14 protein-coding genes are annotated in these 11,995 nt (G+C 74.1%); 6 read left to right on the top strand and 8 right to left on the bottom strand.

Annotated features, from left to right (window positions below; genetic code table 11):
• Nucleotides 1-124: 124 nt before the first annotated feature.
• The 3 genes from LN037_RS03075 (at nt 125) to LN037_RS03065 (ending at nt 1,735) form a co-directional block, all read left to right on the top strand.
• Entirely contained in the window at nt 125-304 is a 180-nt protein-coding gene (locus LN037_RS03075; protein WP_230749710.1) for a PspC domain-containing protein, read from the top strand.
• 112 nt (nt 305-416) lie between these two features.
• Entirely contained in the window at nt 417-809 is a 393-nt protein-coding gene (locus LN037_RS03070) for a hypothetical protein (protein WP_230749708.1), read from the top strand.
• A 62-nt stretch (nt 810-871) separates the two neighbouring features.
• On the top strand, nt 872-1,735 hold the full coding sequence (locus LN037_RS03065) for a slipin family protein (RefSeq protein WP_230749707.1): 864 nt from the start codon (nt 872-874) through the stop codon (nt 1,733-1,735).
• Here the strand turns inward: LN037_RS03065 and LN037_RS03060 are convergent.
• Genes LN037_RS03060 through LN037_RS03050 form a run of 3 tightly spaced genes read right to left on the bottom strand, consistent with a single transcriptional unit; the run spans nt 1,723 to nt 3,511 of the window.
• Nucleotides 1,723-1,908 (bottom strand): DUF1707 SHOCT-like domain-containing protein, encoded by a 186-nt coding sequence (locus LN037_RS03060; RefSeq protein ID WP_230749705.1) that lies wholly within the window; start codon nt 1,906-1,908, stop codon nt 1,723-1,725. The genes LN037_RS03065 and LN037_RS03060 overlap by 13 nt on opposite strands.
• A gap of 20 nt (nt 1,909-1,928) precedes the next feature.
• A complete protein-coding gene (locus tag LN037_RS03055; RefSeq protein ID WP_230749703.1) occupies nt 1,929-3,152 on the bottom strand; it encodes an RNA polymerase sigma factor in 1,224 nt (407 codons plus the stop codon).
• Nucleotides 3,149-3,511 (bottom strand): YciI family protein, encoded by a 363-nt coding sequence (locus LN037_RS03050; RefSeq protein ID WP_230750384.1) that lies wholly within the window; start codon nt 3,509-3,511, stop codon nt 3,149-3,151. Before LN037_RS03050 ends, LN037_RS03055 begins: the two co-directional genes overlap by 4 nt.
• Before the next feature lie 84 nt (nt 3,512-3,595).
• Here LN037_RS03050 and LN037_RS03045 point away from each other — a divergent pair, with 84 nt between their 5' ends.
• Nucleotides 3,596-4,012, top strand: coding sequence for a YybH family protein (locus LN037_RS03045; RefSeq protein ID WP_230749701.1), 417 nt, complete (start codon nt 3,596-3,598; stop codon nt 4,010-4,012).
• A gap of 31 nt (nt 4,013-4,043) precedes the next feature.
• Nucleotides 4,044-4,391, top strand: coding sequence for a DUF3040 domain-containing protein (locus LN037_RS03040; RefSeq protein ID WP_230749699.1), 348 nt, complete (start codon nt 4,044-4,046; stop codon nt 4,389-4,391).
• Between the two features lie 10 nt (nt 4,392-4,401).
• Here the strand turns inward: LN037_RS03040 and hrpA are convergent, their stop codons facing one another.
• Together hrpA and LN037_RS03030 are read right to left on the bottom strand one after the other, a co-directional pair.
• The gene (hrpA, locus tag LN037_RS03035; RefSeq protein WP_230749697.1) at nt 4,402-8,412 is read right to left on the bottom strand and encodes an ATP-dependent RNA helicase HrpA; all 4,011 of its coding nucleotides are present in this window, start codon (nt 8,410-8,412) and stop codon (nt 4,402-4,404) included.
• 76 nt (nt 8,413-8,488) lie between these two features.
• Nucleotides 8,489-8,944: a GNAT family N-acetyltransferase gene (locus LN037_RS03030; RefSeq protein WP_230750382.1), complete on the bottom strand. Its 456-nt coding sequence runs from the start codon at nt 8,942-8,944 to the stop codon at nt 8,489-8,491.
• Between the two features lie 115 nt (nt 8,945-9,059).
• Here LN037_RS03030 and LN037_RS03025 point away from each other — a divergent pair, with 115 nt between their 5' ends.
• Nucleotides 9,060-9,488, top strand: coding sequence for a hypothetical protein (locus tag LN037_RS03025; protein WP_230749695.1), 429 nt, complete (start codon nt 9,060-9,062; stop codon nt 9,486-9,488).
• A 59-nt stretch (nt 9,489-9,547) separates the two neighbouring features.
• Here the strand turns inward: LN037_RS03025 and LN037_RS03020 are convergent, their stop codons facing one another.
• From LN037_RS03020 to LN037_RS03010, 3 genes are read right to left on the bottom strand one after another with little or no spacing between them, the layout of a single operon-like run.
• The gene (locus LN037_RS03020; RefSeq protein WP_230749693.1) at nt 9,548-10,018 is read right to left on the bottom strand and encodes a CoA-binding protein; all 471 of its coding nucleotides are present in this window, start codon (nt 10,016-10,018) and stop codon (nt 9,548-9,550) included.
• Nucleotides 10,015-11,316: an O-acetylhomoserine aminocarboxypropyltransferase/cysteine synthase family protein gene (locus LN037_RS03015; RefSeq protein ID WP_230749691.1), complete on the bottom strand. Its 1,302-nt coding sequence runs from the start codon at nt 11,314-11,316 to the stop codon at nt 10,015-10,017. The genes LN037_RS03020 and LN037_RS03015 overlap by 4 nt, the downstream gene beginning before the upstream one ends.
• Nucleotides 11,317-11,368: 52 nt before the next feature.
• Nucleotides 11,369-11,875 carry a hypothetical protein gene (locus LN037_RS03010; protein ID WP_230749689.1) on the bottom strand — a complete coding sequence of 169 codons (507 nt, stop codon included), beginning with the start codon at nt 11,873-11,875 and terminating at the stop codon, nt 11,369-11,371.
• Nucleotides 11,876-11,995 lie beyond the last annotated feature (120 nt).

Genomic DNA, 11,995 nt, shown 5'->3' with positions numbered 1-11,995 from the left:
CAGTTCGGGACAGGACGTGTCTCAGGGGTGACCCCGAGCGATCCCGGGGTCGGGCACCCAGGCGGTGTCCCGCACGTTGGACGAGCGTGGGGTCCGAACCCGACACCGAGCGAGAGGAACCACCATGGCCGTCATGACCCGTCCCCGCGAGGGCGCCTGGATCGGCGGGGTGTGCGCCGGCCTCGCGGCCCGCTTCGGCGTCTCCGCGAACCTCGTCCGCCTGCTGTTCGTGCTGTCCTGCCTGCTCCCGGGGCCGCAGGTCCTCATCTACATCGCGCTGTGGGTGATCATGCCGCGGCGCTGATCCTCGGGGCCGCGGCCGCGATTCTCAGGCGATTGTCAGGCTGTGACCAGCCTGTATGTCGGTTTCGTCCGGATCGTGGGTGGTGTCGCCGTCCGACCCCGGGGAGGTTCCCGTGAGCGCCGCAGCACCCACGCCCGAGCCGACGGGCCTGTCCGAGTCCCAGCAGCGGGTCCTCGACGAGCTCGCGGCCCACGAGAACGCCGCCGACCCGGGCTACGTGCTCCGCATGAACGCGCCGGTCCGGTCCGCGCCCGCGGAGGGGACCGCCGAGGAGTCCCGGGCCGGCGCGGTCGACGCGACGGTGGCCCGGGGCCGGCGGCGGGACGTCGTCGTGCAGCTCGCGGTGGTCGGCGTGATCGTGGCCCTGGTGCTCCCGCTCGCGTGGACGGTGGCCCTGCTGCTCACCGTCGCGCTCGTGGTCGGCCCCACGTACCTCGTCGTGAAGGCCCTGCGCGACGGCGGCCTGGAGCCGCCGGCGCCGCGGCCCGACCCCGACCGCCCGTAGCGGCACCGGCGCGAGACTTCGCCGTCGGGTGTCCACCGGCGGCTCGAGGAGAGGAGACGTCCATGGAACTCCTGGTCGTCCTGTTGGTGGTGGTGGCACTGGTCGTGCTGACGACCGGTGGCGCCGCCGTGCACTCCGTGCAGCAGTACCAGCGCGGCGTGGTGCTGCGCTTCGGGCGTCTGCTGCCCACAGTCCGCGAGCCCGGGCTGCGGGTGATCGTCCCGTTCGTCGACCGGATGACGAAGGTGCCGGTGCAGACCACCGTGCTCGACGTGCCGTCCCAGAACGCGATCACCCGCGACAACGTGACCATCGGGGTCGACGCGGTCGTCTACTTCAAGGTGACCGACCCGGTGCGCGCCGTGGTCAACGTCGACGACTACCTGCGGGCCACCTCGCAGGTCGCCCAGACCTCGATGCGGTCGGTGATCGGCCGGGCCGACCTCGACACGCTGCTCGCCGACCGCGAGCAGATCAACGCCGAGCTCCGCGCCGTGATCGACGCGCCCACCGAGGACTGGGGCGTGAGCATCGACCGGGTCGAGATCAAGGACATCGCCCTGCCCGAGGGGATGCGCCGGTCGATGTCCCGGCAGGCGGAGGCCGAGCGTGACCGTCGTGCCCGCGTGATCAGCGCCGAGGGTGAGCTGGAGGCTTCGGAGAAGCTCACGCAGGCCTCGGAGCGGATGAGCTCGGCACCGGGGGCGCTCCAGCTGCGGCTCCTGCAGACGGTGACCGACGTGGCGTCGGACAAGAACTCGACGCTGGTCATGCCCCTGCCGGTGGAGCTGCTGCGGTTCCTGGAGCGCGGTGCGGGCGGGTCGGCGGGGACCACGCCGGCGCCGGCCGCGAGCCACACCGACGAGGAGCTGGCGGAGATCACCCGGGCGGCGCTGACGCCCCCGGAGGTCACTCACCAGAGGTGACCGGGGAGGTCCCTCGTCAGCTCGGTGAGCTCACCACGGGTCGTCGCGGCGTACGCCGCGGCGACCCGTTCGTCGTACTCGGCGAGGCTGAGCCGCCCGTTCTCCATCGCCCGGTCCAGCCGTTCCACGGTCAGGTTCCGTTCGGCGTCGGACGCGCGCACCCCGTCGGCCATGAGGTCATTCTGCCGCGCGGTCACGCGAGGGGGTCGAGGCGCGAGGCGCGGTCGAGCAGGTAGGCCCGCTCCGGGCCGGAGGCCGTGCGCCGGGCCGCCTCCCGGTACGCCGCCACCGCCTCCCGCGGACGGCCCGCCGCCTCCGCGAGGTGCGCCCGGACCGCGGGCACCCGGTGGTGGCCGCGCAGCTCCGTGAGGTCGAGCGCGTCGAGCTCCGTCAACGCCGCCACCGGTCCGTGCACCTCGCCGAGGGCCACCAGCCGGCCGAGCCGCGCCATCGGGTCCGGCCACAGCCCGACCAGGGTGTCGTAGAGCGCGAGCACCTGCGGCCAGTCGGTGTCCTCCGCGCGCCCGGCCTCGGCGTGCACGGCGGCGATCGCCGCCTGGACGGTGTACGGCCCCGGGACCCCCTCGCGCAGCACTGCGGTGACCAGCGCGGTGCCCTCGGCGATCGCGGTGGCGTCCCAGCGGGTGCGGTCCTGGTCGGCGAGCGGGACGAGCCCGCCGTCGGCCCGGGTCCGGGCGGCCCGTCGCGCGTCGGTGAGCAGCATCAGGGCCAGCAGCCCGGCCGCCTCCCCGCGCTCCGGGACGCCGTCGAGCGCGGTGACCAGCCCCCGGGTCAGGCGGATCGCCTCGTCGGCCAGGTCCGTGCGGTGCAGCGCCTCGCCCGCGCTGGCGGTGTGGCCCTCGGTGAAGACGAGGGACAGGACGGCGAGCACTGCGGGCAGCCGTTCGCGGCGCTGCGCGGCGTCGGGGGCGGCGAAGGTCCGCCCGACCTCGGTCAGCTTCGCCTTGGCGCGGCTGATCCGCTGCGCGACCGTCGGTTCGGGCAGCAGCAGCCCCCGTGCGATCTCCGCGGTCGTCAGGCCGCCGACCGCCCGCAGCGTCAGCGCGACCTGGCTCGGCACGCGCAGCGCGGGATGGCAGCACAGCAGCAGGAGGGTCAGCGTGTCGTCGGCCGGGTCCACCGGGTCGGGCGGATCGGTCGGGTCCGGCCCGCGCCGGGCGTCGTGCTCCTCCCGGCGACGCCGCGCCGCGTCCCGCCGGTGGGCCTCCACCAGCCGCCGGGTGGCGGTGGTGACCAGCCAGCCCGTCGGGTTGTCGGGCAGCCCCTCCTCCGCCCAGGTGCGGGAGGCGGCGAGCAGCGCCTCCTGCAGGGCGTCCTCGCAGGCGTCGAAGTCGCGGTGCCGACGCACCAGCACGCCCAGCGCGACCGGGGCGGACTCGCGCAGGACGTCGATCACAGGTCCCCGCCGGACATGTCCAGCACGGGCCGGACCTCCACCAGCCCCCACACGGCGTCCGGCACCCGCGCCGCGATCTCCTCGGCGCGCGCGGCGTCCGCCACGTCCACCAGGTAGAAGCCGGCGAGGTGCTCCTTCGTCTCCGCGAACGGGGCGTCGGCGACCACCGCCCGACCCTCGGCCGTCGACACCCACCGGGCGAGCGCCGGGTCGGCGAGTCCCTCGGAGGCGACGAGCTCGCCCGAGTCGGCGAGGTCGCGCGCGAGCGCCAGGTGGTCGACCCCGAAGCGGGCGCGCTGCTCGGGCGTCAGCGACTCCCAGCGCTGCGCGAAGTGCGGGTTCGAGTGCAGCAGGATCATGAACTTCACGACGACGGGTCCTCCCGGCTCGGGCTGTCTTCCGCCGGACTGTCGAGACGGGGCCCGCGGTCTCGACAGCCGGACATGAGCACCCACGAGATTCTCGCCGCCCTGTCCGAGGCCCACGACGCGATCGCCGCCGGCGACGCCGGACGGGCCCTCGCCCACACCGCGTCCGACGACGTCGTGTACGACCTCGCCCCGCCGCTCGTCGCGCACACCGGCGTCGCCGAGCTGGCCGCGTGGATCGCCTCCTTCGCCGCCCCGCCCGTCCTCGCCCACCACGACCCGGTGGTCCACGCGGACGGCGACGTCGCCTTCGTCCACGCCCTGACGTCGATGACCGGCGACAAGGGCGGGGAGTTCACGCTGTGGTTCCGGTCGACGATCGGGCTGCGGCGCGTCGGAGGCCGCTGGCTGGTGGTGCACCGGCACGAGTCGGTGCCGTTCCACATGGACGGATCGTTCCGCGCGGCGGTGGAGCTCGCGCCCGTTGTGTGACGGCCGTCGGGCGGGCACAGTGTGACGATCAGTGGACAACGACGTCCCGGAGCGCGACATGCACACCCCGTCCGACCCCGCGCCGCTCACCGGTGAGGAACAGGCCGTCCTCGCCTCGATCTCCGACCACGAGCACCGCACCGACGCCCGCTTCGCCGAGTCGCTCGCCGGTGGCGTCCCCCGGGAGAACCGCCGGCCGCGGCGGGCGCGGACGCTGGCGCTCGTCGGGGTCACGGCCGTCGCCGCCGCCCCGCTCGTGCTCCCGTCGGCCTACGTCCTCGCCGTCGCGGCGGTGGCGCTGCTCGTCGTCGTGCCGACCGGGCTCGTGGTCTGGGCGATGCGGCAGGGTCGGGTCGACCCGGACGCCGACCGCCCCTGACCCGTCGGCCTCACGTCAGGGCCGCCATCGCCTTCGCGATGCGCTGCTCGGAGACCGAGCCGGCCGTCCCGACCTCCTGGGCGAACTTGCTGACCCGGAGCTCCTGGAGCATGACGCCGACCGCGTCCCACCCGTCGCGGTCGAACGTGCGGGGCTCCTGCGCGGCGGCCCGACGACGGGTGCGGTAGGTCGTCTCGACCGCGTGCACCTCGGCCATCAGCTCGGCGTCGCGACGCGGGGCCTCGGCGAGCTTGTCGAGGCGCTTCGCCGCAGCGCGCAGCCACCGGGCCACGTCGGGCAGTCGGACCACGCCCCAGCGCGTGACGAAGCGTCCCCCGACCAGCGTCGACAGCTGGTCGCGGACGTCCTCGAGGGCCGGGTCGAGCAGCCCGCTGCCGGGGCGTGACCGCAGCCGGTCGAGCGCGCCGCGCACCGCGCCGGCCTCGGCGAGGACGGTCTCGGCGCGGGTGAGCACCTCGGCGGCGCCCGCCGGGAGCCGGGCCGCCACGTCGCCGCGGAGCTTCTCGAACGCGTCGGCGGTCCACACCGGGCCCTTGAGGGCGACGACGAGCCCGTCGACGGCGGCCGCGACGCAGTCGTCGGCGAGGTCGGCCACGTCGCGGTACTCGGACTCGGCCATCGCGCTCTTCAGCCGGAGCGTGGCGCGGTTGTCCAGCGAGCGGACCAGCGACCGCGCCGGGGACGGGACCGAACGCAGCAGCAGCCGCCGGGTGCCCGCCCGCATCGCGTCCCGGGCCTCGAGCGCCGAGTCGAACACGCCGACACCCACGGTCGAGCCCTCGTCGACCAGCGCGAGGTGCGCGGTCACGGTGCCGCCGGCGCGGGACTGCTCGCGGGTCCGCGGCAGGTCCCCGATCTCGGCGAACGACGTCAGCCCGCGCCGTTCCAGGCCGTCGGCCACCTTCGCGACGGCGGCCTTCGTCTCCTGCGCGTAGCGGCGCCGCAGGGCCCCGAGGTCGCCGCCCGAGGCGACCTCGGACCCGTCGTCGCGCACGACCCGGAAGGTGAGGCGCAGGTGCGACGGCAGGCCGGACACGTTCCACGCGTCGGTCGGGACGTCGACGCCGGAGAGCCGTCTGACGGCCTCGGTCAGCGCGCGCAGCAGCGACTCGCCCTCCGCGGGCCGCCGATCGGCGGCCAGGCGCGCGAGCAGGGCGCGGGCGGTGTCGGGCGCGGGGACCAGGGAGCGCCGCAGCGGCTTCGGCAGCGTGCGGATCAGGGACGTCAGCATCTCCTCGCGCAGGCCCGGCACCTGCCAGGCGAGATCCTCCGCGCGCACCTGCCCGAGCACGGCCAGCGGCACGGTGACCGTGACGCCGTCGCTGTCGGTGCCCGGCTCGAAGGCGTAGGACAGCGGGAGCGTGAGCCCACCGGCCTGCCAGGCGTCGGGGAACGACCCGGCGTCGGGGGCCTCGTGGGCGAGCAGTGCGGCGGGGTCGAGGTCGAGCAGCCGCGGGTTCCGGCGCGACTCCTTCTGCCACCAGCGGTCGAAGTGCCGCACCGAGACCACGGAGGCCGGCACGCGCTCGTCGTAGAAGCGGTGGATCGTCTCCTCGTCGACGAGCAGCTCGCGGCGGGCGCGACGCTCCATCTCCGCGACCCGCTCCAGCTCGGCGGCGTTGCGGCGCACGAACTCGTGGCGGGTGGTCCAGTCGCCCTCGACGAGGGCGTGGCGGATGAAGAGCTCGCGGGAGAGCTCGGGGTCGATGCGGCCGAGGTCGACGCTGCGGTCCATCGCGAGGGGGACACCGAACAGCGTGACGCGCTCGGTGGCGACGGCGGAGCCGCGCCGCTTGGACCAGCGCGGCTCGGAGTAGGAGCGGGTGACGAGGTCGCCCGCGGCCTCCTCGGCCCACCGCGGGTCGATGCCCGCGACGGTGCGGGCCCAGAGCCGGGAGGTCTCGACGAGCTCGGCGGCCATGACGAACGTCGGCGGCCGCTTGGCGAGCGACGATCCGGGCCAGAGCGCGAACCGGGCGCCCCGGCTGCCCTCGAACTCCGTGATCGGACGGCGCTTGGGCCGCGGCTGCCCCTGCTTGGGCTTCGGCGGCTCGAGGGCGAGCCCGAGCTGGGAGAGCAGGCCGGTGAGCAGGGCCTGGTGGACGCGGTCGGCCAGGTCCTTCGTGATCTCCTCGGCCGGCTGGTTGCGGGTGAGCCCGAGCTCGTCGCCGAGCTGGCGCAGCTGCGCCGCGAGGTCCTGCCACTCGCGGATGCGCAGGAAGTTCAGGTACTCCGCCGCGCACTGCTTGCGGAACCGGTTGCCGGTGAGCTCCCGGCGCTGCGTGCGGACGTGCTCCCACAGGTGCAGCCAGGACAGGAAGTCCGAGCGCGGGTCGGCGAAGCGGGCGTGCGCGGCGTCGGCCTCGGCGGTCTTCTCGGTCGGCCGTTCCCGCGGGTCCTGGGCGGAGAGCCCGGCGGCGATGACGGTGACCTCGTGCAGGCAGCCGAGCTGGTCGGCGGCCAGGATCATCCGTGCGATCCGGGGGTCGACCGGGAGGCGGGCGAGCGAGCGCCCGACGTCGGTCAGCCGCGTCGCGTCGCCGTCGACGATCGCGCCGAGCTCGGTGAGCAGCCGGACGCCGTCGCGGACCGCGCGGGTCTCCGGCGGATCGACGAACGGGAACTCCTCGACGGGCCCGAGCTTGGCACCCGCCATCTGCAGGATGACCGAGGCCAGGTTGGTGCGCTGGATCTCGGGGTCGGTGAACTCCGGCCGCGCGTCGAAGTCGTCCTCGGCGTAGAGCCGGATGCAGATGCCGTCGGCGACGCGGCCGCAGCGTCCGGCCCGCTGGGTCGCCGACGCCTGCGAGATCTTCTCGATCGGCAGTCGCTGCACCTTCGTGCGCTGGCTGTAGCGAGAGATGCGGGCGTAGCCCGGGTCGATGACATAGCGGATGCCGGGCACCGTCAGCGACGTCTCGGCGACGTTGGTGGCGAGCACGATGCGGCGCTTCCCGCCGCGGCTCGGCTCGAAGACCCGGTGCTGCTCGGCGGCCGAGAGCCGGGCGTAGAGCGGCAGGACGTCGAGCGGGTCGGTCGGGGAGTCCGGCAGCGCGTTCAGCGCGTCCGCGGTGTCGCGGATCTCCCGCTCCCCGGCGAGGAAGACGAGGACGTCGCCCGGGCCCTCGCGGCGCAGCTCGGTGACCGCGTCGAGGATGCCGTCGAGCTGGTCGCGCTCCTCGGCGCCGGGCTCGTCGGGGTCGACCAGCGGCTCGTAGCGGATCTCGACCGGGAACGTGCGCCCGGAGACCTCGATGATCGGGGCGTCGCCGAAGTGCGCGGAGAACCGCTCCGGGTCGATCGTCGCCGAGGTGATGATGACCTTGAGGTCGGGGCGGCGCGGCAGCAGCTGGGCGAGGTAGCCGAGCAGGAAGTCGATGTTGAGGCTGCGCTCGTGCGCCTCGTCGATGATGAGCGTGTCGTAGCGGCGCAGCAGCCGGTCCTGCTGGATCTCGGCGAGCAGGATGCCGTCGGTCATCAGCTTGACCAGCGTGTCCTCGCTCGCCCGGCTGGTGAAGCGCACCTGGTAGCCGACGACGTCGGAGTCGGTGGTGCCCAGCTCCTCCGCGACCCGCTCGGACACCGTCCGCGCCGCGATCCGCCGCGGCTGCGTGTGGCCGATCGTGCCGGTGACCCCGCGGCCGAGCTCGAGCGCGATCTTCGGCAGCTGCGTCGTCTTGCCCGACCCGGTCTCGCCCGCCACCACGACGACCTGGTGGTGCTCCAGGGCCTCCCTGATGTCGTCGACCCGCGCCGAGATCGGCAGCTGCTCGGGGTAGGAGACGACCGGGACCGAGGCCCGCCGTCGTTCCAGGCGCTGCTCGGCGCGCTCGACGTCGGTCGCGATCTTCCCGATCGTGCCGGCGCGCTTGTCCTCGTCGTCGATCCGCCGCGCGCCGTCGAGCCGACGGGAGAGCCGGTGGGCGTCGGCGCCGCCGAGCGCGCGGACACGGCGCTGCAGCTCGGAGGTCTCGGCGTCGGCGGTGGTCGCTGTGGTCACTCCGGTCCCGGGGTCGATCGGTTCTGCCGACTCTCCATCATCCTCCGCCGCGCGAGTGCTTTCCCGACGACGGGTGTCACAACGCCCGCTTGAACCCCACGTGGCTCGCCGTGAAGCCGAGCCGCTCGTAGAACCGGTGCGCGTCGGTGCGCTCGACGGCGCTCGTGAGCTGCACGAGCTCGCAGCCGCGTCGGCGGGACTCGTCCACGGCCCAGCCGATCATCCAGGCGCCGACGCCGCGGCCCCGCTGCGAGGCCGCCACGTGCACCGCCTCGATCTGCCCGCGCCACGCGCCGCGGCGGGCGAGGCCCGGCAGGGCGGAGAGCTGCAGGGTGCCGACGACCGGCCCGCCGTCGCCCTCGGTCGCGACGACCAGCAGGTGCCGGGGGTCGGCGTCGACCGCCTCGAACGCCTGCTCGTAGTCGGTGAGGTCGCCCTCGCCGGAGTCGCCGCGCGCCGCGGACACCGGGTCCGCACCGAACAGGGCCGCGAGGGCCGGGACGTCGTCGGCCACGGCGCGGCGGAGGACGATCCCGCTCTCACCGAACTCATACCGTCCGAGCACGTCGCGTCCCATATTGTCCTTTCAAGTGTTCGCGTCCGTGATCCCCGGGTACGCGATCCCATCGATCACGAGGGGGACCACCATGGCCCACACCACGGGCACCCTGCCCGCGCAGCGCACGTCCGACCCGATCCTCACGACGTTCCGGGTCTTCGCCGTCCTCACCGTCGTGAGCCTCCTCTGGCAGTTCGTCACGGCGGGTGAGCTGGTGACGCGGGGCAGCACGGTGGCCGAGTCGTTCGAGGGCCTGCACTCCGCGGGCGCGATCGTCCTGCACGTCCTCTCCGGGATCGCGATGATCGCCGCCTTCGCCCTCTGGCGGCTGCGCGGTGCGGCGCTGTGGCCGGCCGTCACGGCCCTCGTGGTGTTCGTGCTGACCTTCGTGCAGGCGTACTTCGGCGGCGGGCGCACCCTCTACATCCACGTGCCCGGCGCGATGGTCCTCACCATCGGTGCCGTGGCCGTCGCGGTGTGGGCGTTCCTGCCCGCGGCGCGCACCCGCGCCCACTAGGACGTCGACGCGGGTGCGGCGGAGTGCGCCACCGGTGACGCACTCCGCCGCTCCCGCGGCTAGCGCCGCTTCGCGCTGATGACGCCGGTGTTGAACCCGGCGAGGTGCAGGCCGCCGTGGAAGCGGGCGTGCTCGACCTTGAGGCAGCGGTCCATCACCACGGTGAGCCCGGCCTCCTCGCCGCGGTGGGCGAGCGCCTCGTCGTAGAGTCCGAACTGCAGCCAGAAGGTCCTCGCGCCGGCCGCGATCGTCTCGTCGAGCACCCCGCCGAGGTCCTCGGGGCGACGGAACACGTCGACGAGATCGGGGACGACGGGCAGCTCGGCCAGGGACGGGTACACGGGTTTCCCCAGGATCTCGCTGGCGTTCGGGTTGACGAAGTAGACGTCGAAGCCGGTGCTGGAGAGCAGGTAGGTCGCGACGAAGTTCGACGCGCGGGCCGGGTTCGCCGAGGCGCCGACCATCGCGACCGTCCTCGTGTCGCGCAGGATCTGCTGCCGGTCGAGTGCGGTGGGGCCGTCCCAGCTCACGATGCCTCCTCGGTGGCTGCGGTGAGGGCCTGGTCGAGGTCCCAGAGGATGTCGTCGACGTCCTCGATGCCGACGCTGATGCGGATCAGGTCGGGCCGCACGCCGCCCTCGCGCAGCTGGTCCTCGGAGAGCTGCTGGTGGGTGGTGGACGCGGGGTGGAGCACCAGCGTGCGGGCGTCACCGATGTTGGCGAGGTGGCTGCACAGCTGCACCGACTCGATGAACCGCCGACCGGCCTCGCGGCCGCCCCGCACGCCGAACGCGAACACCGCGCCCGGGCCCTGCGGCAGGTAGTGGCGGGCGCGCTCGTAGTGGGGGTGGCTGGGCAGGCCGGAGTAGCGGACCCAGTCGACCCGGTCGTCCGCCTCGAGCCACTCCGCGACGCGCCGGGCGTTGGCGACGTGCGCGGCCATGCGCTGCGGCAGCGTCTCCACGCCCTGCAGGAGCAGGAACGCGGAGTGCGGGGACAGCGAGGCGCCGATGTCGCGCAGCTGCTCGGACCGCAGCTTCGTCAGGAACCCGTACTCCTGGAAGTTGCCCCACCAGGAGAGCCCGCCGTAGGACGGGATCGACTCGGTCATCTGCGGGAAGTTGCCGTTGCCCCAGTCGAACCGGCCCGACTCGCAGACGACGCCGCCGAGGGTGGTGCCGTGCCCGCCGAGGAACTTCGTCGCGGAGTGGATGACGATGTCCGCGCCGTGCTCCATCGGCCGGCACAGGTAGGGGGTGGCCGTGGTGGCGTCGATGATCAGCGGGATCCTCGCCTCGTGCGCGATGGCGGCGAGCGCCTCGACGTCGGTGACCTCGCCGGAGGGGTTGGTGACCATCTCGGCGAACACGAACCGCGTCTCCGGGCGGATCGCGGCGCGGAAGGCCTCCGGGTCGTCGCCCGGGACGAAGGTGGTGTCCACCCCGAAGCGGCGCAGCGTGACGTCGAGCTGGGTCACGGTCCCGCCGTAGAGGCTGGCGGCGCTGACCACGTGGTCGCCCGCGCCGGCCAGACACGCGAAGGTGAGGAACTCGGCGGCCTGCCCGGACGCCGTGGCGACGGCCCCGAGGGCGCCCTCGAGGCTCGCGATCCGCTCCTCGAACGCCGCGACCGTCGGGTTCGCGATGCGGCTGTAGATGTTGCCGTACTTCTGCAGCGCGAAGAGGTTCGCCGCGTCCGCGGTGTCCTCGAAGACGAAGCTCGTCGACTGGTAGATCGGGACCGCCCGGGCGCCGACGGCCGAGTCGGGCACCGCGCCGGCGTGGACCGCGCGCGTCGCGAAGCCCCAGGGTCGTTCCGCGTTCTCCACGACCGCCGTTCTACACGCCCACCCCGACACCGTCAGCGCGGATCGATCTCCGTCACCGTCGGGCCGCGAAGTACTCGCTCGACGGCCGCCGGAACAGGAACACGAGGTAGGCGATCAGGACGAGGCCGGAGACGACCTGCAGGACCGTCCCGAAGCCCCCGGCCGCCGCGGGCACGGGGCTGACCAGGGCGGTGCCCCCGGTGGCGAGCGCGCCGAGGGCGCCGAGCGCGGCGAGGATGGCGGTGGCGGTGCGGGCCCGGTGGGCCCCGGCGCGGACCTTGAGCCCGACCCAGGCGAAGAGCGCCACGACGACCACGGTGACGGCGAGCCCGACCACCGAGGCCGTTCCGGACGCGTCCTCGACGGTGGCGAGGAACTGCGGGTCGGCGGGGAGGTCGAGGCTGCGGAAATAGGCGGCGTAGTCCTCGGCGGTGGGTGGGAGGAGCACCGCCAGGACCTGCCCCACCAGGTAGAGCGCGAGCGCGACGGTCCAGAGCAGGACGGCGGTCCGGATCGTCGAGGGGACGGCGGGCGCGACGGGTCCGGTCGGTGCGTTCACCCGCCGGAAACTAGGTCATTCGGCGGCTTCCTGGGCGCGCTTGTCGTCGGAGTCGGACAGGTCGTCGAGGATCTCCTCGCGAGCCTGGGCGATCAGGCTGCGGACGGTGTCGTCCTGTGG

The organism is Actinomycetospora soli, assembly GCF_021026295.1.
Taxonomy (GTDB): domain Bacteria; phylum Actinomycetota; class Actinomycetes; order Mycobacteriales; family Pseudonocardiaceae; genus Actinomycetospora; species Actinomycetospora soli.
Note: the sequence above shows the minus strand (reverse complement) of the source record. Positions and strands in the feature narration are given on the sequence as shown.

Excerpts from the sequence above, each read along its gene's own strand:
- LN037_RS03075 (WP_230749710.1), top strand. The coding sequence starts at position 125 with ATGGCCGTCATGACCCGTCCCCGCGAGGGCGCCTGGATCGGCGGGGTG.
- LN037_RS03065 (WP_230749707.1), top strand. The coding sequence starts at position 872 with ATGGAACTCCTGGTCGTCCTGTTGGTGGTGGTGGCACTGGTCGTGCTG.
- LN037_RS03060 (WP_230749705.1), bottom strand. The coding sequence starts at position 1,908 with ATGGCCGACGGGGTGCGCGCGTCCGACGCCGAACGGAACCTGACCGTG.
- LN037_RS03050 (WP_230750384.1), bottom strand. The coding sequence starts at position 3,511 with ATGATCCTGCTGCACTCGAACCCGCACTTCGCGCAGCGCTGGGAGTCG.
- LN037_RS03045 (WP_230749701.1), top strand. The coding sequence starts at position 3,596 with ATGAGCACCCACGAGATTCTCGCCGCCCTGTCCGAGGCCCACGACGCG.
- LN037_RS03025 (WP_230749695.1), top strand. The coding sequence starts at position 9,060 with ATGGCCCACACCACGGGCACCCTGCCCGCGCAGCGCACGTCCGACCCG.